The sequence below is a fragment of the Streptomyces hypolithicus genome, from assembly GCF_052934925.1.
Genome location: NZ_CM128811.1, coordinates 2158126 through 2180719, shown reverse-complemented (window position 1 = coordinate 2180719; position 22594 = coordinate 2158126). Strand labels below are relative to the sequence as shown.

The following is a 22594-nucleotide window of genomic DNA, read 5'->3' as shown; positions in this document are numbered from 1 at the left end:
CGGTAGGGAGAGGGTCCGCATCCAGCGGGCCGTGCAGTGCCGAGGAGGCACCGTGACCCTGGTGGAACTGATCGACCGCGCGGACGAACGGAGCCTGGCCGCGAGTGCGGTGGCCTGCCTGGACCGCAGCCTGCCCCTGCTGGAGTACGTCGAGGGCGCCGACCGTATCGGCCTCGACACCGACGAGGCGCTCAGGCCGCTATGGGTCGCCGTCGAGGGCGGCGACGCCTGGCTCGGCCGGCTGCGCCGGGTCGCGGCCGTCGTCGAGCGGGTCGCCGGCGCGGCCCCCGGCGAGCTGGCCGGGTTCGCCCTGCGCATGGCCGCCGCCGTCCCCACCGCCTACCACGGGCCGGAGATGCGCGACTGGGCCGAGAACTGCTCGGCCGCGGTGCTGGAGGTCCATCTGCGGCTCGACGGGGTGCCGCCCGGCAGCCACCCGGCCCGCGTCAAGGCCTACCGCGCCGGCGAGACCGCCGGTATCAGCCCCCTCACCGCGGGCGAGCTGCGCCGCCAGTGTCAGCTCCTCGACATGCTCGCCGAGGACTCCGGCGGCGGCCTCAATCACGCCCTGCAGCTCTCCAACGAGGGCAAACGCGTACTGCGGGCCGCGGCATCACGCCGGGCCCGCATCCGGGGCTGACACCGGGGCCCTCCTGGGGGAGAGCCCCGGCAGCATGCGCGGGGCGCGGCGCGGTTACGGGTTGAGCACCTTGCCGACGGCCGCCGCCGCCGGTGTGCCCAGGGCTGTGGTGCCGTAGTAGACGCCGGAGCTGGTGACGACGCTCGACGTGCTGCTGTTGTCGAGCTGCAGGACGGTGCCGTTGCCGCTGTCCTCGCCGTCCGCGCCGATCGCCAGGTCCGCCCGGCCGTAACCCGACAGGTCGGTCAGCGAGACCGCGGAGCCGAAGCGGTCTTCGGTCTCGGCCGCGCCCGGGACGCCCGAGGTGTCCTGCGAGTAGGTCGCGGCGCCCGTGCCGGTCGGACCGGTCGACGTGGAGCGCAGCAGCAGGGTCGCACCGGCGTTGACGTACGAGACGTCGCTGCGGGTCAGGTTCTCGCCGGGCAGGCCGGTGAGGATGTCGGCGTACCCGTCGAGGTCGACGTCGCCGACCGAGACGGAAGCGCCCATGTCGTCGCCCGTCTCGCCGGTGCCGGGAACACTGGTCGTGTCCTGGTGCACGGTCTTGGTTCCGGCCGACGTCAGGCCCGCCGACGAACCGAAGACCGCGGTGACGGCGCCGCCCTTGGCGGTGTGACCCGACTCGGTGGCGGACGGCTGTCCGACGGCGAGGTCGGTGTAGCCGTCGCCGTTGAGGTCGCCCGAGGCCAGCGAACGGCCGCCGGGCGTCGGCAGCATGTCGACCCGCTGCAGGCCGGTGGAGGAGCCCTTCAGCCACAGCACGCGGCCCTTGCCCGCCGTGTCGCGGAAGGAGACCGCCACGTCCGCGTAACCGTCACGGTTGAAGTCGCCGCTCGTGGCCGCGGCGTAGGAGACGGCGGTGGTGTACGACGTCGCCGTGTTCAGGTAGTCGCTCTTGGCCGCCCCGGACGCGGAGTCCCAGGCGTACCAGCGGCCCGGCGCGCCCGGTGCGACGGAGAAGACGTCCGACATGCCGTCGGCGTTGAAGTCGCCGGACGCGACGGCCGTACCGAGCGCCTCACTGGCCGTACGGGTGGACGAGGGGGTCCAGTACGACTTGCCGGAGGCGAACCCGGGGCCGTACAGAGCGGTCACGGAACCGGTGTTGGCCTGCCCGGTCGCACCGTTCTCGCCGGGCGCCCCGACGATCAGGTCCGCGAAACCGTCGCCGTTCAGGTCGCCGTACGCCGACGAGGAGCCGAACCGGTCGTCGCTCTCGGAGGTGCCGGGCACGCCGGGGCTGCCCTGGTTCAGGGTGCGCCGCGCTGCGGCGACGGGGCCGTCCGAGCCGCCGGGCAGGATGTGGACGCTGCCGTCGCTGCTCGCGACCTTGGGCGTACCGACGACGAGGTCGGTGATGCCGTCACGGTTGAAGTCGGTCGTCGGGATCGCGGAGTTGCGGCCCGCGCCCGAGGCGAACTTACGGATCGCCGGCAGCTTGCTGTAGAGAGTCGCGCCGGGGCAGATGGTGGCGAAGCCGTCGCGGTGACCGGAGATGGTGTTCAGCGTGGCCTTCTCGCCGGTCTTGTACTTGCCCGTGTCGGCGGCCGCCGTCAGCGTGACCGTGCCGGTGGCGCTGACGCCGTACTGCCCGAGCTTCCACGCGGCGACGCGCGCGACCGAGTCCAGGGCGGGCTGAGTGGGCTTGGCCGTCTCGAAATTGCCGAGCAGTGCCACGCCCGTGGAGTACGAGTTGAAGCCGTACGTGTGCGCGCCCAGGACGGGCAGGTCGGCGCCGCCCTCACGGCCCTCGAAGATCCGGCCGCACTTGTCGACGAGGAAGTTGTAACCGATGTCCTTCCAGCCCTCGTAACCAGCGCGCGGCGTCACCTGGTACGCGTAGATCGCGCGGACCATCGCGGGGGACTCGGAGCAGCTGTAGTTGTTCGAGTCGACCGTGTGGTGGACGAAGACGGCCTGGACCTTCTCGATGTACTCCGGGTCGCTGTAGTTCGCGGCCAGCGACTTGTCCGGGCCCCAGCTCGTACGCGGCGTCATCGGCGGCCGGGTCACGGTGGACGGAGGCGCGGTCGGCACGGTCGGCGTCGGCGTAGGCGTCGGTGACGGGGTGGTGGTCGGCGTGCCCGTGGGGGTCGCCGTGTCCGTCGGGGGCGCCGTGTCCGTCGGCGTGGCGCTCGCGGACTCGGTGGCGGTGTCCGTGGGCGTCGGCGTGGAGGACGCGGTTTCGCTCGCCGTAACGCTCTCGTCCGGCGTCGGCTGCGTCGTCGGCGTCGCGCTCTCGTCGACCGAAAACGCCGCCGACTGCGCGTCCGCACCCGGCGCCTTGGCCTCCTTGGCCGTGACGCCTGGGTCCACCAGGGTCAGTTCGAGCCCCTTGGGCAGCCCGGCACTCGACGTACCGTCCGCGCGCAGCACCCGCCCCTCCACGGCGTCGGACGGCCCGACCCACAGCGGCTCGGACATACCGGGCAGCTTGGCCTCTGCGTCGCGCTCCTCGGCGAGGTGCTGGTCGAGGTGCACCTCCAGCCAGTCGCCCCACTCGCCGGTCTCGCGGTCGCGCGTACGCACCTCCGCCTTGCCGTCGATCTCCGCGTCCGGGTCGGCCCAGGTGACACCGACGAGCGAGAACGGCTCGGTGCCGGTGCGCGCCACGTCCCGCTTCTCGCTGCCGCTCCCCTTGAAGGTGAGCGAGTGCACCTTGGCCTTGCGCGGCTTCAGCCCGTCCTGCGCCGGGTCCGCTTCGGGGTTGGCCACGGCGACCGTGACCACCCCGGCGCCCCCGAGCACGACGGCCCCGACAGTCAGCCAGGCGCGGCGCTTCATGCTCAGCGGCCTGTAGGCATGCGACTTACGCGGACTCAAATCCCGTACCCCTTAAAAGAGTTCATTTGGGGTCCGCCTCCCACAGAGGCGTACCGTGGTACCCAGCGCCCCGCCCTCCTCAAACGTCACACCGGAGGCCGGGCGCGTGGTCAGCCGATGGCGATGCGCGGGTGGCCGGCCGGTGTGACCCAGCCCATGATCCGGTCCATGGTCGCGCGCGGCACGGACACGCAGCCGGCGGTGGCGCCGCTGCCGTTGACGTGGAGGAAGATGCCCGCCCCCCGGCCGGGCACGGCGGGCCACCGGTTGAAGTTGATGACGAGGGCCTTGGCGTACTGGGTCGGGTAATTGATCAGGCGCTCGCTGCCGCGTTCGCCGGATTCGGTGAGCGGGAAGTCGGCGCCCGCTTCGGTGTGCATCTGGTTGTAGTACTTCGACTCGGGGTCCTGGACCCACCAGTGCGTGCTGCCCACGACGGTGTACGGCATGGCCGTGCCGCCCGCTTCGACCCCGAACCCCTCAGTCATGGTGTAGGTGCCGGTGGGTGTGGTGTAGGTGCTCTGCCTGCGGGTGGCGCCGTCGGTGACGCCGTTGGAGCCGACGCGCCCTGCCGAGGTGCTGAACTGGGCTTTCCATCCGGCGGACCCCTTCGCCCAGGCGGTCACCGTCGCGTACGAGCCGCTGGCCTTGACGGTGATGAGCTGGGTGGCGTTGCCGACGTCGACAGGGACGGGAAAGTCGGGCTTCGGGGGCGCCGCGCCCTTGTCGTCCGACCCAGCGGGCGCCGCAGCGCCGGCACCTGCGGCGGGCGCCGCCTTCGTCGCGGCGGCGCCGGTCGCGGTGGCCGAGGGGGTCGCCGAGCCGCTCGTGGACGCGGAGGCGGACGCGGAGGCAGAGGCGGAGGCTGACGGGCCGGACGGCGACGCGGAGGCGGACGGCGACGCGGAGGCGGACGGCGACGCGGAGGCGCCCTTGCCGCCGGTCCGGGCCCCGCCCCCGGTCTCTGCCGCTCCCCCTCCCGGCGGGGCGGTGGCGTCCGCCGCCACTGCGGTGTTCTGCGGGTCTGCTGTGCCGCATCCGGCTGTGAGCGCGAGGACGCTCAGGACCGCCGAGGTGACCAGCATCTGTCGTGACGCGGTGCGCACGTGCGTACTCCTTGAACTTGCACTTGAACTCGGGCGCGGGCTCGGGCTCGGACTCGGACTCGGACTCGGACGGGGAACGCGGGTGGGCCGTACGGGTGGGAGACCGGCGTGGGTCAAGGCCGGGGGAGTTGGCCGCTGCAGGTGGCGCGGCCGTATGTGCCGCTGGCGGTGGCACGCTGAACGTGCGCCCCCCGGACGGCGAGCGTGCAGGCCGCCTGACCGCCCTGGTCGCCGAGGACGATGGCCACGGTCGGGTCCTTGCCCAAGGGGACCTGGACGGACTTCTTCCACGGCAGGGAGGCGTCCTTGACGACCGTCGCGGAGCCGGACTCGCTGCGGGCGAGGTAGGAGATCTCGACGGTGCCCTCGCCCGTGACCTCGTACGTCACCTCGGCCGTCGGGACAGCGCGGGGTGCGGTCTTCTCCTCGGTGGTGAACATGCCGTATCCGACGAGACCACCGCATGCCAGCAGCACAGCAGCCGCAATGGCCACTCCCTGACGCCCGCCGGAGTCCCGCTCACCGCTTTCATTCACCTGCTGGAGGCCCTTGGTTTCCGGTTCTGCTATTTCTGAGGATTCGCTGACTGGCATGGCGGAGCCCGGCTTTCGGTGGGTGGGCTGAAGTCGAACCGGGCGGTTATACACCAGGACGGAACAGTAGCGCGAGCGACCGGAAGAAAGGGGCGAACCGACCACCATGTCGACCGCCTTTCGTCCCTGAATGTCCGCAGAGTTGACGCGGTCCGGCCAGCCTGACTAGACATCACCACGCCCCTGGCCAGGGGTGACGCATGTTCACCCCTCTGTCGGCCCGAAATTTCGGGTCGGCATAATTGGCGTGCCCATTTTCTTCCGAAAGGGCCGCCCCAGAAAGGCCATTGTGAAAGTAAGGCTGGGGAGATTCATCTCCTGCCTTGTGGTGTCGGCGGTCGCAGGTACTGCGCTACCGCAGGTGGCTTACGCCGCCCCGGCATCCAAGGAAGGCGACGGCGAAGGCGTTGTCGATACGGTAAAGGGCTGGTTCTCGGACGATGGCGAAGAAAGGGAACGGGCCAAGCCGCCGGTCGGCGGAAAGCTGGAAATACCCAGCCGGGAGAAGCTGCCGAAGGGCAAGAAGCTCCCGAAGGCCGAGCGGGTCAAGGAGCTGACCGACCGGCGCACCGCCCAGGCCCGCTTCTGGGAGATGTCGGACGGCCGGGTGGAGGCGGAGTTGGCGGCCGTCCCCGTCTCGTACAGGGCCGGGAAGTCCTGGAAACAGATCGACACCACGGTCCGCGCCACGAAGACCAAGGGCTTCGACTTCGCCAACACCGCCAACACCGGGCGCAGCTGGTTCGGTTCGGACGCGAAGAAGCTGCTGCGGTTCGAGGCGCCGGACGGCGGTTCCGTCAGCCTGGGGCTTGCGGACGCCAAGGCACACGCCAAGGAACTCCGACCGACGGCCAAGGGCGACACGGTCACGTACAAGGACGCGGTGGCCGGCGCTGACCTCGAATACGAGGTGGGCCGCGGCCGGGTCAAGGAGAACATCGTCCTGGACGAGGCTCCGGGCAAGCCCGCCTCGTACGTCTTCACCCTGGACACCGAGGGGCTGATACCGAAGGCGCGCAAGGACGGCTCGATCGCCCTGTTCGGCGAGGCCCCGGGCACCCCTGTCCTGGTCATTCCGGCGCCGTACATGACGGACGCCAAGAAGGACAAGCTGTCGCCGACCGGTGGTACGTACTCCACCAAGGTCACCCAGAAGCTGGCGCGCTCCCGCGACGGGAAGAGCTGGAAGCTCACGCTCACCCCGGACGCGAAGTGGCTGGCGGCCGAGGAGCGCCAGTATCCGGTGGTGATCGACCCGACGATCACGGTCGCGCCGTCGCCGTCGGCGTCGCAGGACGTGATGGTCGTGTCCGACCAGCCCGGGGTGAACTTCAACTCCACGTGGAAGCTGTCGGCGGGCAAGACCGACACCGGCATCTCCCGGTCGCTGGTCAAGTTCCCGCTGACCGAGATCCCGGCGGGTGTGAAGGTCGACGCCGCTCAGCTGAGCATGTACTTCGACCAGTCCCACACCACCAACGCCAACGACGTGGACATGGAAGCCCGCCGGGCCACCGGCGCCTGGGACGAGGCGACGGCCACCTGGTCCAACACCAGTGCGCTGGCCGGCGAGCAGTCCGCCAGCACCGTGCAGCTCGACGACGGGGACGCGGGCACCGCGGCGGTCGGTGAGTGGCCCAAGGGCAGCACCACCGGTGGCGCGGCCGTCAACGACGACTACGCGTACAACAAGAACACCGCGACAGGCGAGTCCTACACCTGGCAGCCGCGCATCGCGGACACGGCCGACTACCGGGTCGAGGTCCGCACTCCGGGCCTCGCTGACGCGACCGCGGCAGCCCCGTACACGGTGACCTCCGGCGAGGGCACCACGACGTACACCGTCAACCAGACCGGTACGGCCGGATGGAAGCCGCTGGGCACCAGCCAGCTCGACTTCTCCAAGGGCAACGCGGGCAAGATAGTCCTCGGTGACACCGGCGACTCCACGAAGCGGACCGCCGCGGACGCGATCCGTCTGGTGAACCCGGCGCAGATCCGCAAGGACGTCGGCGAGTACAACCAGTGGCACAACTTCCGGGTCGCCGACACGGTCCAGAAGTGGGTGTCCGGCACCGCGACGAACCATGGCTTCGTCATCAAGGCCGTCGACGAGACCTCCACCGCGCCGACCGGTGGTCCGCGCTACGAGGCGGGCGACGGCAGCACGTACGGCGGGGAGACCTCGACGATCCCGCGCCTGACGGTGACGTACGGCAAGGTGGGCACCGCGCTGAACTCGCCGACCGTGGTGCACTCCACCGGCCCGGAGCTGTCCTGGCCGAAGTACACCAACACCACGGGCAGCCCCTCCGACGACATCGCCGAGTACCAGCTGCACCGTTCCACGCAGCAGGTGTTCACCCCGTCCGCCGCCACACTGATCGCCCCGATCGACGACACGGCGACGACGTACACCGACACCACCGCGGTGCCGACCCCCGACACCAGCTCGGCGGAGATCGGCAAGTCGTACTACTACCAGCTCGCGGTCAAGACCAAGACGGGCGAGGTGCTCGGGTCCCCGACCCGCACCGTCGGCATCCCCAAGGCCGGCCGCACCATGAAGCTCGTCCAGGGCACATCGGGGGTCACGGACACCACGCTCTCCTCCCAGCAGCCCACCACCAACCAGGACACCATCCAGTCCTTCGGTGTGGGCCAGAAGTGGCTGAGCGTCGGCAACAACTCCGGTACGTACGGCAAGACCCGCACGGCGCTGAAGTTCTCCACCACTGACATCCCCACCAGCGCCACCGTGCTGGAGAGCAAGCTCTACCTGTGGGGCGCGGAGACCAGCAGCACCACCAACGGCGCAGTCTACGAACTCCACGGCCTGAACAAGGCGTTCACCGAAACCTCCGCCACCTGGAACAACGCCGCAACCGCCACCCCGTGGACGGCGCCCGGCGGCGACTTCTCGGCGACCGTCTCCGACACCGTCCCGCAGATCACCGACGAGGTCGGCCGCCACTGGTGGGACGCCACCAGCCTCACCCAGTCCTGGGTGAAGACCCCCGCCAACAACCGGGGCGCCCTGGTCAAGCTCAAGGACGAGGCCACCACCGGCCCCCAGGAACGCACCCTGTTCCTGGCCTCGGAGACCTCCGACTACCAGCTCGGCCCGCTGCTGCGCGTCATCTACGTCGACTCGACGACCGAGGACACGTACTACGCGCCGCAGACCCCGGCGCGGATGACCCCGAACTCCACCTACACGGTGGACATGACGGTCACCAACACCACCAGTGCCGCGTGGGCGGCCGGTGAGCGGCAGATGTCGTACACCTGGAAGCTGCCCGACGGCACGGACGTCACTAACGGCGGCAACCAGCTCTCGACCGCGATCCCGGCGCTGCTGCCGGGCAAGTCCGCGACCATCAAGGCGCAGGTCAAGACCCCGATCAACGCCGACTCGGGGAACAAGCGCAACGACTACGTGCTGGGCTGGGACGTACGCAAGATCGCGGACGGCACCTGGCTGTCGGCGGGCACGGGCGGCATCCCGTCGCTGAAGCAGAACGTGGCGGTGGAGGACCCGACCTCCAACCAGCTGGGCCTGGAGAAGTTCTACTCGTACGCGGGCAAGAACACCGGCGCCGGCTCGTCGCTGATGAACAACACGGCGTCCGGCAACAGCGTCTGGTCGTACAACGCGTTCAACAACCCGGGCCGTGGGCTGAACACCTTCGCGCGCCTGGCGTACAACACCCAGGACACCTCGGACACCGTCCTCGGCCACGGCTGGTCCGGCCAGCTCGCCGGCCCGACCCGGCTCGGCGCACCGCTGGACTTCCACCCCAAGCCGGACCCCACCGAGATCAGACTCCCGGACGGCGACGGTACGACGCACGTCTTCCGCAAGCAGCCGGACGGCAGCTGGAAGGCCCCGGCCGGCGTCCACTACAAGGTCACGTCCAAGACCGGCCTGGACTGCACGCCGAACAAGGACCCGATCCCCGACGCCTGGACGCTCACGCGACCGGACGGCACCCGCTTCCTCTTCGGCTGCGACGGCTACATGACGTCCGCCGTCGACAGGAACGGCAACACGCAGACCTACACCTACGAAGAGCGCAAATCCAACAACAAGCCGACCAAGTTCCTCAAGTACATCACCGACCCGGCCGATCGCAGGACCCTCACCGTCGAGTACTTCGGCAAGGGTGACGCCACCTACGAGTACATCGACGACGCGGGCGCCAAGGTCTCCGGATCCAGGCTGACCAACTCCAAGATCTACGACCACGTGAAGTCCATGACGGACATCTCGGGCCGCAAGATCTCCTTCTACTACACCGAGAAGGGCCTGCTCGGTCAGTTCACCGACGGCGACGGCTCCACGAACGGTGCGCCCAAGGTCTTCAAGTTCACCTACGACGCCACCCAGGGCAACAAGAACGTCAAGCTGGTCAAGGCCACCGACCCCAGGGGCAACGCGACCGGCCTGGCGTACTACTACCCAAAGGAGGGCGACGACCCGAAGTACCACTGGTGGACCCAGACGATCACCGATCGCAGGAACTTCGCCACCGACTTCGCGTACAAGCCGAACACGGCGAACACCAAGTTCACCGACACCAAGCTCACCGACGCGGAGAGCCACCCAACGGACTACGTGACCGACGACTTCGGCCGCCCGGTCCAGATCACCAACGCCAAATCCCAGCCGACCAAGATGAGCTGGGACGCGGACAACAACGTCACCTACCTCGAAGAAGCCAACGGCGCCAAGACCGCCTACTGCTACGACCAGAAGACCGGCTACCCGCTCTGGCAGCGCGACGCCGAGAACAACAAGGCGGGCGTGCCGCCGTCCTCGGACTGCGCCCCGGGCACGTTCCCGGCCAACGCCGCCAGGTACGAGTACCAGACCCGCGCCGACGGCTACTCGGCCGACATCTTCAGGAAGACCTCCCCCGAGGGCCGCACCCACCAGTTCGGCTACGACACCTTCGGCAACCTCAAGTCGGTCACTGACCCCAAGGGCGTCGCCACCACCACGGCCGACGACTACACCACCAAGTACGAGTACAACTCCTACGGTCAGCTGACCAAGGCGATTGACGCCAACGGCAACCCGACCACCAACAGCGCCTTCGGCCCGACGGGCTACCCGGCGACCATCACGGACGCGCTGGGCAAGGCTTCGACGTACGTCTACGACGAGCGGGGCCAGGTCCGTGAGGCGGTGAACGCCAAGGCCGCGAAGACGACCCAGGCGTACGACACCTTCGGCCGGCCGAAGGAGCAGAAGGCGCCCAAGAGCGCGGCGGACAGCCAGTTCATCACCGTCCCCGCGCCCGTCTACGACGCCAACGACAACGTCACCAAGGTCACCTCGCCCTCGGGCGCGGTATCGACATCGGTCTTCGACCCCACCGACCAGATCACCGAATCGATCGCGCCGGGTGACGAGGCCGGAGCCCCCGGACGCAAGACGACCCGCACCTACGACAAGGTCGGCAACGTCCTGTCGGTGACGGAGCCGAAGGGCAACGAGGCCGGGGCGGCGCCCGGTTCGTACACCACCAGGATGGCGTACGACGAGATCTACCAGCCGACGCGTGCCACCAACGCCAAGGGTGACACCGCGGTCTCGGTGTACGACAACGTCGGCAACGTCGTGAAGATGATCGATCCGAGGAAGAACGCCTCGGCGGATCCGGACGACTTCACGGTCAAGGCCGATTACGACCTGAACCACCGGCCGTTCTCGGTCACGGACGCTGCGGGCAAGACCGCTTCGACCACCTTCGACAAGGACTCACTCACTCTCTCCACCACGGACGCGGAGAACAACAAGACACTCCTGACGTACGACGAGCGCGGTGCGCTCACCGAGCAGAAGGTGCCGCACTCGAAGGACGGCTCCGGTGCGATCACGTACCGGGCGACCAAGTTCGAGTACGACCAGGTCGGGAATCAGACCAAGGTCATCAGCCCGCGCGGCGTCGAGACCACCGGCGATGCCGCGGACCATGTCGCCGAGTCGAAGTACGACGAGCTGAACCGGGTCAAGGAGCAGCTGAGCCCCTTCAAGGCCGGCGACGGCGACTCCGGGAGCCCGGACAGGACGTTCTACTTCTATGACGAGGTCGGCCAGCTGGAGCGGCTGTCCGCACCGCCGTCGCAGGGCCAGACCGTTCGCAACGACACGAAGTACACCTACTTCGACAACGGCTGGACGAAGTCGTCTACGGATGCGTTCGACATCTCGACGACGTACGACTACAACGATCTCGGCCAGCAGACGAAGAACACGCTGAGCTCGGCCGGCGGTTCCTCTCAGCGCACGATGACCTGGGACTTCTTCCCGTCGGGCAACCAGAAGGCACGTTCTGACGACGGCGTTCCGGTGGGCAAGCAGGTGGCGCTCGTCGACTCCACGGATGTCAACAACACGGCGACGCAAGGCAGCTGGGGGGCGTCCCAGGCGACCGGCCAGTGGGGCTACGACGTCCGTACGCACGCCAGGGGCGACGGCACCGCGCAGTTCGTGTGGCAGCTCAACATTCCGCAGAACGGTTCGTACGAGGTCTTCGTCCGGCACGGTGACGTGACGGGCGCGGCTTCGGACGCCTCCTTCAAGGTCACCCACGCCACGGGCGATGTGACCAAGACGGTCAACCAGTCGACGCGCTCCGGTGAGTGGATCTCGCTCGGGTCGTACTCCTTCACGGAGGCCGCGGCCCAGAAGATCACGTTGACGGACGCGGCGAACGGCACGGTGATCGCCGACGCGGTGAAGCTGGTCCGTTCGAACACGGGCGAGACCGACAACGAGAAGAAGGACTTCACCTACCGCTACGACACGAACGCCAACCTGGTGGAGGTCAAGGACCTCGCCGCGGGCGCGAAGATCGACGGCTACGCCATTGCCTACGACGGGCTGAACCAGCTGTCGAAGGTGGAGGAGAAGTCGGGCAGCACGGTCAAGAACACGACCGCGCTGGACTACGACGTCAACGGCAACATCACCAGTTCCACGCACGATCTGACCTGGTCGAAGATCGAGTACGACATCCGGGACAAGATCTCGAAGGTCACCAACGCCGATTCGCCGACGGCCGGCAGCCAGCAGGTCTTCACCCAGACCTACACCGACCGGAACCAGCCGCTGAAGCAGACGAAGGCGAACGGCAACACCGTCGACTTCACCTACTTCCTCGACGGACCGGCCAAGTCGGTGCTGGAGAAGACGTCGGCCGGAGCGGTGGTCGCCCGGCACGACCTGGAGTACGACCCGAACGGGAACCGCTCCAAGGACACCGCGAAGCTCATGAACGCCGACGACTCCTCGGCGTACCTGGACACGGTGTCGTCCTTCGAGTACGACCCGCAGGACCGCATCAGGAAGGTCACCAAGACCGGCGACGGGGCGGGGACGGAGTCGTACCAGTACGACGCCAACTCCAACGTGGTCAACCAGACGGTCGGCGGGGTCACCACGTCCTCGACGTACGACCGCAACCGCCTGCTGAAGAACACCTCGGGCGGGGTGGCGGCGACGTACAACTACGACCCGCTGGGCCGCCTGGACACCGTGTCCTCCAACGGGTCGACGCAGGAGAAGTACACCTACGACGGCTTCGACCGGATGGCCAAGCACACCGCCGGCAGCGGTGGTTCGGCGAAGACGACCTCGTACGTCTACGACGCTTTCGACCGCACGCAGTCGCAGGCCACGTCGGGGACGAACGGCAAGACCACGGCCTTCACCTATCTGGGCATGGACAGCAAGGTCCTGCGGGAGGAGGTCGCGGGCAAGGCGACGAAGTCGTATCAGTGGTCGCCGTGGGGTCAGCAACTGACACAGATCAAGCACAAGGACGACGGCAGTAAGGAGCACTCGCAGTTCACCTATCACCCCAAGGGTGATGTGGAGGCGATCACGAAGGACGACGGCACGACCCGGGCGACGTACGGCTACACCGCGTACGGTTCGGACGAGTCGAAACTCTTCACGGGTGCGGACAAGCCGGATGCCCAGAACCCGGCGGCGGAGCCCTACAACGAGTACCGGTACAACGGCAAGCGCTACGACGCGGCGTCGGGTACGTACGACATGGGGTTCCGCAACTACGACCCGGGTCTGAACAGGTTCCTGACGCGGGACATGTACAACGGCGCGCTGGCGGACATGACGCTGGGCAGCGACCCGTACACGGGCAACCGGTATGCGTTCGCGGGCGGTAATCCGATCGCTTTCGTGGAGTTGGACGGCCACCTGTTCGGCGTGGACATCTCGATCTCGGACATCGGACACGCGGTGCTCGACGTCGCGGGTCAGGTTCCGGTGATCGGTGAGGTCGCCGACGGTGCGAACGCCATCTGGTACGCGGCCGAGGGCAACTGGGTCGACGCCGGCATCTCCGCGGCGGGCATGATCCCGTTCGCGGGCGGTGTCGCGACCGGGGCGCGGCTGGCGTCCAAGACGGTCAACGCGGTCGACGCGATCTCCGACAGCGCCAAGGCCGCGGACAACGTGGCCGACACGGCGAAGGCCGCCGACACGGCGACCGACACCGCGAAGGCGGCACCCGCCGCACCTGCCGCACCGAAGGACGCACCGGCGGCCAAGCCGGCTGCTCAGCCTCAGACGGCACCAAGCTGCAGGAACAGCTTCGTGCCGGGCACGCGGGTGGTGATGGCGGACGGGTCCACGAAGAACATCGAGGACCTCGACGTCGGCGAGCAGGTCCTGGCCACCGACCCGGAGACGGGCGACACCAGGGCTCGCGAGGTCACGGACACCCGCAACCACAAGAGCGACAAGCACCTGGTCACCCTCACCGTCGACCCCGACGGCAAGGGCGGCACGGCCAAGCCGGGCGAGATCACCTCGACCTCGGCGCACCTGTTCTGGCTCCCCGACGCGGGCAAGTGGGTCAAGGCCCAGCAGCTCGAGCCGGGCATGTGGCTCCAGACCTCAACGGGCACCTGGATCCAGATCACCGCGATCGACGACAGTCACCGCAGCGAACGAGTCCACAACCTCACGGTCGCCGGCGTCCACACGTACTATGCGCTGGCGGGATCGACGCCGGTCCTGGTCCACAATTGCGGCGGAGCTGTCCCAAGCCACCCGACAACATGTGATTGCGCCAATGGTGCGGTGCCGAAGGTTCGGAACGGCAAGCTTGCTGGAGGTGCCCATCCGAAGACGAGCGTTCCATTCGACGGGAATGGATTCCCCGACTTCTCTGCATGGCGCCACCCGCAGGTGTCAGATGTTCGTATTCAGCTCACCGGTAGTCGCTCGAAGGACTTCAGGCTAGCCAATCAAGCGGCAGGGCTGCCTTCGACCCCGACCGGCTACACGTGGCACCATCATCAAGATCCCGGACTTATGCAGCTCATTCAGAGGCAAGCCCATGCCGATACCGGGCATACCGGAGGTTTCTGATGGCAGAGCTATTCGAAGATAGCGACTACTACACCGGGCCTCCGCTCGACAGTGACATGATCCGTCGAGCGGAGGAGGACCTCGGCGTGTGCCTGCCCCGCGCCTATGTTGAGGTGCTACTCCTGCGGAACGGAGGAACCCCGCGAAACCGTTGCTACCCCACGCCTTTTCCGACGTCCTGGGCTGACGATCATTTCGAGATCAGTGGGATTCGAGGAATCGGCGGAGTCTGGGGAATCGACTCGTCATCTGGTAGGGGAAGCTCGTACTTGATCGCCGAGTGGGAGTATCCAGAAATCGGTGTAGTGATTTGCGATACGCCTTCCGCTGGCCATGACACCGTAATGCTCGACTATTCCGGGTGTGGCCCCGAGGGTGAACCTGCCGTCGCGTACATCGATGAAGACCGCATTCCTCGGCGGGTGGCTCAGTCGTTTGACGAGTTCCTTGCGCGGCTAGCCTCTTGCGGTTCGCTCTATTGGGCTCGGCGTAATTAGGCTATACGGAGCTGACGGATCGATTCCTTCAGTTGATTAACTGAAGGCCCCCTCCGCAATGCTGTTGCGGAGGGGGCCTTTGGCGTTTTGACGGGCGACGCTGACGGCAAACGTCAGCGGCGACTGCTGCGGCCGGTGGATCGTCAGGGCTGTCGTCCGTCGGGGTGAACGCGTCGTTGAGGGTGTCGATGGCTGACCCGCCACCACAAGAGCGACAAGCACCTGGTCACCCTCACCGTCGACCCCGACGGCAAGGGCGGCACGGCCAAGCCGGGCGAGATCACCTCGACCTCGGCGCACCTGTTCTGGCTCCCCGACGCGGGCAAGTGGGTCAAGGCCCAGCAGCTCAAGCCGGGCATGTGGCTCCAGACCTCATCGGGCACCTGGATCCAGATCACCGCGATCGACAACAGCCACCGCAGCGAACGCGTCCACAACCTCACCGTCGCCGGCGTCCACACGTACTATGCGCTGGCAGGGGGCCACGCCGGTACTCGTGCACAACGTCAACGAAAACACGCTCTGCAATGTGACTCTTGGGCCTGCCATTAAGGGCCAGAAAGCAGAGGGAGTGACCGCTGAACGTGGTGACACTGGTGGCTCACGAGCAGCGGATGATGAACGAGTTCGGTGACCGAAATGGCTGCGCCTCATGCGGGGCGGCCAAATCGGGGTACAAGGACGGTCACTGGACTGGTGACCATAATCCGCCGAATAAGCTCTCTCTCAACGGTCCGTGGACTCTGTATCCGCACTGCAAGGCATGTTCCAAGCAGCAGGGCGGGATCGTGCGCACGCTACTCAAGGAGTATTATGACTTCCCGGTGTGGAAACCGTGACAGTAGGTGGATTCAATGATGCTCTTCGCCTCGTGTACGACGAGATTTGCGCACGGCCTCGTTGTTGCTGCCGCACCCGAGAGCGTCGACACGCATGAAAGCTGGGACCCTGCGGCCGATGTTGTTCACGGTGGTACGGACTCCTTGTTCATCTCGGTTCAGCAAACTGCCAGTGGTCCAGCGTCAGTCCAATGTGTACAAGGGCCGTACGAGCCGAGCGGCAAAATCCTTGTGTACTCGGGAAAATTGATACTCCCTCAGGCGTCTCTTGAAATTTCGGATCCGAATGAATCGGTGAGGTTGCTGATTCCAGTTCCGAACGCAGAAAATCGAGTCGACGTCTACGGAGACGGCACAGATGAGCCTGATGAGGTAGTGATCGTTCTGACGGGCGATGAGTCGTGGTAATCCACAAGCTCTGACGGAGGCGGGTCGGTCTGGTAGGCCGGGCGTCACGATAAATTCTCCTCTCTGCGTGACGCCCTTCGTCTTTGCGTAGCGGCGAATCGCTCCCTTCCGGGTTCGCAAGAAGCCCCGCCGGATTTCGTTCCGGCGGGGCTTCTGGGGTGTTTGACGGCAGCGCTGACGGCAACGTCAGCGGACGACGGCTGCTGTCGGCGGGGCGTCAGGATCCTCGTCGTCTTGGTCGAGAGCGTGGCCCAGGGTGTCGATGGCTTGGCGTTGGAGGCGGAGTCGTACGTGGGCGTAGACCCCGGCGGACGCCAATGTGGGCGTGGCCGAGTAGTTCCTTGATCACGACGAGTTCGACGCCCTGTTCCAGGAGGAGGGTGGCGGTCGAGTGCCGGAGGTCGTGGAAGCGGATGCGGCGGAGGTCGGCCTTGCGGAGGAGCGTGGTGAAGGTGCGGGTGAGGTTGGTCGGGTCGATCGGTCTGCCCTGCGGCGTGGTGAACACGTACCCACTTCCTTGCCATTCGGGGCCAGCTCCGTCCCGCTCCGCGGGAGTGTCATGAATCAGGTGTGAACTTCCCCGAAGGAGTTGCCTGATGGGTACGACGACTGATCACCTGATCGAGACCTCTGGCGGCGTGTCGCTTGCTGTGGCTGATGACAGCGCTCAGGGTGCCGACGTGAAGCGTATGCCGGTATCGGAGAACGGTCTGTCCAGCGAGCTGCTGGAGGAGCTGGCCGCGCTCGCGGCCGAGAAGGTCGGCGCGGGCGGGCTGCGGCTGATGGGCGAGGGCGGGCTGCTGCCCGAGCTGGCCCAGCATCTGATGCAGGCCGCTCTGGAGGCAGAGATGGACCAGCACCTGGCCGACGGGGCCGGCCGGACCGGCGGGCGCGGGTCACGCTCGGGCGGGAACATGCGCAACGGCTACCGGAGCAAGAAGGTGATGACCGAGGTCGGCGCTGTCACCGTCCAGGTGCCACGGGACCGGCTGGGAACCTTCAGCCCCCGGCTGCTTCCCCGGTATGCCCGCCGGACCGGCGCGCTGGACGAGCTGGTCCTGTCGCTGACCGCGAAGGGCCTGACCTCCGGGGAGATCGTCGCCCATCTCGCCGAGACGTACGGGATGACGACCACGAAGGAGACCATCTCCACCATCACCGACAAGGCGTTGGAGTCCATGGCGGAATGGCGCACGAGGCCGCTGGATCCGGTCTACCCGGTCGTCTTCATCGACGCCGTGCACGTGAAGATCCGGGTTCTGTCGACGATCTTGTGATCCGGTGGCTGCTGATCACCGGGTGAGCAGGACGCGTTTGCGAAGGAGATCGAGTCCGGCACGGCCGAACATCTGGCGTTTGAGCATCTTCAGCCGGTTGACGTTGCCCTCGACGGCGCCAGAATTGTGCGGCAGGGAGAGTCCGTTGCGTACGGCGTCTATGTCGCGGCGGAGGTTGCGGGCGAAGGAGGCCAGGGGTATCAAGGTGTCCTGTTCGACGGTGGTTATCCATGTGTCGAGGCGATCGCCGTGAAGGCCGGTCATCATCGTGGCGAACCCTCTGACGTGGAGGGTGAGCCGGTCGAGGTTCGTGTCGCGGTCTCGCAGGAGACGCAGCATGGCCGTCTTGTCGTCTCCAAGATGTTCAGGGTGGGTCATGATCCAGGAGGTGACCTCGCGGACGGTCGGGGGTTTCGGTCCGGGTGCGGGAGCGAATCTGCCCCCTCGTAGGCCGCGTTCGCGCTGTCCCTCTTGGTGGTCGTGCCCGGGTGTCGTGCGGCCTCTTGCAGGCCTCGTCGTTCAGATCGATCGGGATGTGCGAGCGGCCGGAATGGTTGTACGGGATTGACGCATTCGGCTGGATCGTGTGCATGAGAACGATCACAGGGTGTGGCGCGTGATGTTCCCGAGGCTCTTTTCGCTTGGTAAGTGGAAGGCGTGGATCGGTCGAGCCGGGAGGACGTGGGGGACGTGGGGGACGTAAGGGACGTGGGGGATATGGCGGATGCGGAAGTTCCGGTGGGGGCCGGGCAGTCGGCGCTGCCCGGTGCGTCCGGCATGCGGGAGTACGTCGCCGAGTTCGTCACGGAGCTCACCGCGCGCAACCGGTTGCCGCTCGACTACTCCGTGGCCAGCCTGCGGCTCGTGGACCTCGTCGTCGACGGGCTGCGCCGCAACGCGCCGGAGCGGGCGCAGATCGACGCCGTGCTCCAGGGGCTTGGGGCGTACACCGGTGAGGTCATCGTCCGGCGGGCGGGCGGCCGTTGGGTGGACTTCGGTGCGGCGGAGCGGGAGTTGTTCCGCCAGACGGTCGGGGTGCGGATGCCGGACGGGCGGGTGTGGAATCCGCTGGGGAAGGTCGTCAACCGGTTCGAGAGCGGTGGCTCGGAGGAGTCGGTGCAGCGGTTCTACCTGCTGATGCACGGTCGGGCACGACGGGCCTGCGCCTGATGTGAGGAGGCGCAGAAGGTCGGAGGCGTGTGTGGCAAGGGGTGCGCGGGAGCTGTGACGTTTCTGTGTCCCGGGGCGCAGAGTCAAGAGGGAGATCCAACTCCCCGGGGGCATGGGCACGGTGACCAGTGCAGCGTCAGTGCGAAGAGGAACGTGTGGTCAGGGGCGGGGAGCAGCGGCGTGCGCAGGCGCACGACGCGGAGCTGGGCGTTGCCGTCGAGCGGGCCCAGCAGGGGGACGAGGACGGGTTCGCCGTGGCGTACCGGCTCGTGCACCCCGGGCTGCTCGGGTACGTGCGGGGGCTGGTGGGTGAGGACGCCGAGGACGTGACGTCGGAGGCCTGGCTGGAGATCGCGCGGGACCTGGGGCGGTTTCGCGGTGACGGGGCGGGGTTTCGGGGGTGGACGGCGACGATCGGACGTCACCGGGCGCTGGACCACTTGCGGAAGGTGAAGAGAAGACCGCTGACGTCGCTGATCGAGCAGGATGTGCTGGAGTTGCCCGGTCGCCACGACACCGCCCGTGACGCGCTTGAGGCGCTGTCGACCTGGCAGGCGCTGGAAATGATCGCCGGGCTGCCGCGCGATCAGGCGGAGGCGGTGCTGCTGCGGGTGGTCGTCGGGCTCGACGGGCCGGCGGCGGCACGGGTGCTGGGGAAGAGGGGCGGGGCCGTGCGTACGTCGGCGTACCGCGGGCTGAAGCGGCTGGCGGAACAGTTGGGCCGGGGGGCCCCGGGGGCCCGGGGAGCCGGGCCTGGTGCGGTGACGTCTGGGCCGCCGCGCACGCTGAAGGACGAGACATGACACGGGATCGACGCGGGCGCGGAGCGGTGGAGCCGGAGACGGAAGCAGAGGCGGCTCTGCTGGCTGCCGTACGACTGGCTGCAGTACGACGCCCTGGCGAGGCCGACGCCCCGTCACCGGCTGCGCTGGCCGCTTTTCGGGAGGCGCGGGACTCGGGGGCGCATGTGCCGCCGGGGCGTTGGTGGCGGGCGCGGCGGCGTGACGACTGGCGGCCGGCGCGGTCGCGGCGTTGGCGTGGTGTGCCGGTTCGCGTGACGTTCGCCTCGCTTGCTGCGACGGTGACGCTGGGCGGGGTGGCGCTGGCGGCGGGGACGGGGGCGCTTCCGGCGCCGTTCGCGGGTGGTGACGGCGCGTCGGGTGGTGGTTCGGGCGGGGGCGTGGTGAGGCCGGGCAGCAGTGCGTCGGCGTCGGCGTCGACGGCCGGTGGGGAGCGGGGGGAGGCAGAGAGCGCGGAGCGGCGCCGTTCGTCGGCCGACGTGACTTCCTCCGGGCCTGCGGTGGTGCCTTCGCAGGGGCCGCTGCCGCCGAGGTCGGGGCGCAAGGACGACTTGGCGCACTGCCGCGTCCACCTGGCATCCCGCGGGCGTGGGGGCGTGGAGCGCGGTGCGGCTTTCGAGCGGCTGGCGGCGGATGCGGCTCGGCAGGGCGTGAGCGTGGAGGCGTACTGCGAGGGGGTGCTGCGTGATGCGGACGGAGTCGGCGCGGGTGGGGGAGCGGAGGCCGGGGCTGGCGCGGCGGGGAAGGGGTCCGCGAAGGGGTCCGCGAAGGTCGCGAAGAGTCCTGAGGCCGGCACGGGGCCGGATCAGGGGCCGGCCCATGGGCAAGGGCATGGGCATGGGCAAGGGCAAGGGCAAGGGCAAGGGCGGGGTGGGGTGGGGTGCGTGGGCGGTGAGTGGGTCACTCACCGGTAAGGCTCTCGCGGTCACGCGGTCTCACTGTTGAAAGACGACCGGGGCCGCCACCCCCCACAGGAGAGGCCCCGGTCGTCGTTCGTACGGACCGAATGGTGGCCCGTACCTCTCTCAGCGCCGTGCATGCGTTTTCTGTCACACCGCTCTCTGTCAGCAAACAGTTGCGCGTTGTACAGGACATGGACGCGGCCCCTCGAAACGTCGTAGCGTGCACACTCGCGCTGGGTTGCGCGGCAGTGACCAGCTGCGATTCGGGACAGGTTGAGGGAGTGCTGGGGGACGACGCGGAGCTGACCGCCGCGGTGCTCGCGGCACAGGACGGGGACGAAGACGCCTTCCGGACTGTGTACCGCGCCGTGCACCCGCGACTGTTGGGCTACATACGAACGCTGGTGGGCGACCCCGAGGCCGAGGACGTCGCCTCCGAGTCGTGGCTCCAGATAGCCCGCGACCTCTCCCGGTTCAGCGGGGACGCCGACCGGTTCAGGGGCTGGGCTGCCCGAATCGCACGTAATCGTTCCCTGGATCACATCCGGATGCGCGGCAGGCGCCCGGCCGTCGGCGGCGACGAGAGCGAGCTCACCTCCAAGCCCGCGTCCGCCGACACCGCGGACGAAGCGATGGAAGCCCTTGCTACGGGCGACACCTTCGCCCTCATCGCCCAGCTTCCCCAGGACCAGGCCGAGGCCGTCGTGCTGAGGGTCGTCGTCGGGCTCGACGCCAAGAGCGCCGCCCAGACCCTCGGCAAGCGGCCCGGTGCCGTGCGCACCGCCGCGCACCGCGGTCTCAAGCGGCTGGCCGAGCTGTTGAACGCTCCGGACGCCGACGCCGACGCCGGCCTGGGCTCCTACGCTGACGCCGACCTCGGCGTCGACCTCGGCGGCGATACGGTGGCGGGCCCGGCCGGTGAGCGTTCCGAACTCGACGCCGTACCCCCTCAGCGGGGGCCGCGGCCGGGGCGGGTGAGGTCCCTCGGTGTGACGCATTCGCGTGTGCAGACGCAGAAGGACATGTGATGGCCGACGAGCGTGACGAGTGGCTCGACATGGACGCGGCGGAGCGCCTGCTGCGCGGCGAGCCCGTTAGTCCCGTCGGCGACCAGGCACGCGCCCGGGCCGCACGTCTGTCGGCCGCACTGGACGGGGCGGCCCGTGCCGCAGAACCCGTCAACGCTGAACTCCCGGGCGAGACAGCCGCGTTGATGGCCTTCCGCAGGGCGGCGGGGGCGGGGGCGGGGACCGGGACGACGGATTCCGTCTCGACGGTACGGATGGGACACCGGGCGGCGCCCGCACCCTCCCGTTGGGGGCGCCCCGTGCGTTTCGGGCTGGCAGCCGCGCTCGCCGGTGTCACCATCGGCGGCGTCGCCGTCGCTGCGGGCTCGGGCGTCCTGCCGGGCCCCTTCGGGCGAAACGCCGACCCCGCGCCCGCGGCCTCCGTCTCGGCTGCCGCCACCGCGCCGCCCTCGACCCCCGAGGCGCCCACCGGGACACCTGGCCCCGCCGAGACTTCGCCGGGCGCCACCGGCACTCCCGACGGCGGGGACGAGACACCGGGCCGGGGGAACGGCGACGGCGACAGCGGCGGCACGCCCGCGTCCTCCACCGGCCCGAGCGCCGGCGCACCCACCACCGACCCCGGCCAGACCGGCGAAGCCTCGCAGGGTACGGGCAACGGCGGCGCGGGATCCGGCACATGGGCCCGCACGATGGCCCAGGCCTGCCAGGACTACCGCGCCGGGCGCCTCACCCCCGAAAGCAAGCGCCGCCTGGAGGTCGCGGCCGGTGGCGCCGAGCGCGTCGAGCGCTTCTGCGCCCGCCTGCTGGACCGCCCAGACCGCGCCGACGACGACGGCAAGGGCGGCGGCAGCGAAGACCGGGGCGGCAACGGCGGCGGGGACGACGGCGGGGACGACGGCGGCGGCGGGCAGCGCGACGACGACGGCGGGGACGACCGTAGCGGCGACGGCGGCGGAGACGACGGGGACGGGCTCGGGGACGCCAAGCCCGCCGGCAGCGCCGGAAGCCAAGGTGCCCCCGGCGGATTCGACCGCCCGGTGCCGCCGCTCTCCTTCACCCGCCAGCCGCCCCCGGCCTGACCGCCCCCGCCAGTCGCCCC

Annotated in this window: 13 protein-coding genes and 2 pseudogenes; 10 read left to right on the top strand and 5 right to left on the bottom strand. The window is 68.6% G+C overall.

Annotated elements, in window-relative coordinates:
- Window positions 1-52: 52 nt before the first annotated feature.
- Window positions 53-640, top strand: a complete 588-nt coding sequence (locus ACU6WZ_RS10030) for a hypothetical protein (protein ID WP_447032759.1) — start codon at window positions 53-55, stop codon at window positions 638-640.
- A gap of 54 nt (window positions 641-694) precedes the next feature.
- Here the strand turns inward: ACU6WZ_RS10030 and ACU6WZ_RS10025 are convergent, their stop codons facing one another.
- The 3 genes from ACU6WZ_RS10025 to ACU6WZ_RS10015 all read right to left on the bottom strand — a co-directional run bounded on the left by ACU6WZ_RS10025 (window position 695) and on the right by ACU6WZ_RS10015 (window position 5105).
- Entirely contained in the window at window positions 695-3424 is a 2730-nt protein-coding gene (locus ACU6WZ_RS10025; protein WP_447032758.1) for an FG-GAP-like repeat-containing protein, read from the bottom strand.
- A gap of 149 nt (window positions 3425-3573) precedes the next feature.
- Window positions 3574-4569, bottom strand: a complete 996-nt coding sequence (locus ACU6WZ_RS10020) for a L,D-transpeptidase family protein (RefSeq protein ID WP_447032757.1) — start codon at window positions 4567-4569, stop codon at window positions 3574-3576.
- A 113-nt stretch (window positions 4570-4682) separates the two neighbouring features.
- Entirely contained in the window at window positions 4683-5105 is a 423-nt protein-coding gene (locus tag ACU6WZ_RS10015; protein ID WP_447032756.1) for a hypothetical protein, read from the bottom strand.
- Between the two features lie 418 nt (window positions 5106-5523).
- On the opposite strand from ACU6WZ_RS10015, the gene ACU6WZ_RS10010 reads away from it, so the two are divergent.
- The 4 genes from ACU6WZ_RS10010 to ACU6WZ_RS09995 all read left to right on the top strand — a co-directional run bounded on the left by ACU6WZ_RS10010 (window position 5524) and on the right by ACU6WZ_RS09995 (window position 15907).
- Window positions 5524-14571, top strand: a complete 9048-nt coding sequence (locus ACU6WZ_RS10010) for a golvesin C-terminal-like domain-containing protein (protein WP_447032755.1) — start codon at window positions 5524-5526, stop codon at window positions 14569-14571.
- Entirely contained in the window at window positions 14571-15068 is a 498-nt protein-coding gene (locus ACU6WZ_RS10005; RefSeq protein ID WP_447032754.1) for an SMI1/KNR4 family protein, read from the top strand. Before ACU6WZ_RS10010 ends, ACU6WZ_RS10005 begins: the two co-directional genes overlap by 1 nt.
- Window positions 15069-15260: 192 nt before the next feature.
- A complete protein-coding gene (locus ACU6WZ_RS10000) occupies window positions 15261-15620 on the top strand; it encodes a polymorphic toxin-type HINT domain-containing protein (RefSeq protein WP_447033968.1) in 360 nt (119 codons plus the stop codon).
- 32 nt (window positions 15621-15652) lie between these two features.
- Window positions 15653-15907, top strand: a complete 255-nt coding sequence (locus ACU6WZ_RS09995; protein WP_447032753.1) for a hypothetical protein — start codon at window positions 15653-15655, stop codon at window positions 15905-15907.
- A gap of 594 nt (window positions 15908-16501) precedes the next feature.
- Here the strand turns inward: ACU6WZ_RS09995 and ACU6WZ_RS09990 are convergent.
- Window positions 16502-16862 (bottom strand): annotated as a pseudogene (locus ACU6WZ_RS09990) (tyrosine-type recombinase/integrase); the annotation flags it as partial.
- A gap of 142 nt (window positions 16863-17004) precedes the next feature.
- Between ACU6WZ_RS09990 and ACU6WZ_RS09985 the strand changes: the two are divergent.
- Window positions 17005-17571, top strand: a pseudogene (locus tag ACU6WZ_RS09985) (transposase); the annotation flags it as partial.
- Window positions 17572-17607: 36 nt separating this feature from the next.
- Here ACU6WZ_RS09985 and ACU6WZ_RS09980 read toward each other — a convergent pair.
- Window positions 17608-17970, bottom strand: a complete 363-nt coding sequence (locus ACU6WZ_RS09980) for a transposase (RefSeq protein WP_447032752.1) — start codon at window positions 17968-17970, stop codon at window positions 17608-17610.
- Window positions 17971-18309: 339 nt separating this feature from the next.
- Between ACU6WZ_RS09980 and ACU6WZ_RS09975 the strand changes: the two genes are divergently transcribed.
- From ACU6WZ_RS09975 to ACU6WZ_RS09960, 4 genes are all read left to right on the top strand, one after another.
- Window positions 18310-18762 (top strand): hypothetical protein, encoded by a 453-nt coding sequence (locus ACU6WZ_RS09975; RefSeq protein WP_447032751.1) that lies wholly within the window; start codon window positions 18310-18312, stop codon window positions 18760-18762.
- Window positions 18763-18917: 155 nt separating this feature from the next.
- Entirely contained in the window at window positions 18918-19565 is a 648-nt protein-coding gene (locus ACU6WZ_RS09970; protein ID WP_447032750.1) for an RNA polymerase sigma factor, read from the top strand.
- Between the two features lie 1180 nt (window positions 19566-20745).
- A complete protein-coding gene (locus tag ACU6WZ_RS09965; RefSeq protein WP_447032749.1) occupies window positions 20746-21492 on the top strand; it encodes an RNA polymerase sigma factor in 747 nt (248 codons plus the stop codon).
- Window positions 21492-22574 (top strand): hypothetical protein, encoded by a 1083-nt coding sequence (locus tag ACU6WZ_RS09960; protein ID WP_447032748.1) that lies wholly within the window; start codon window positions 21492-21494, stop codon window positions 22572-22574. Before ACU6WZ_RS09965 ends, ACU6WZ_RS09960 begins: the two co-directional genes overlap by 1 nt.
- Window positions 22575-22594: the final 20 nt, after the last annotated feature.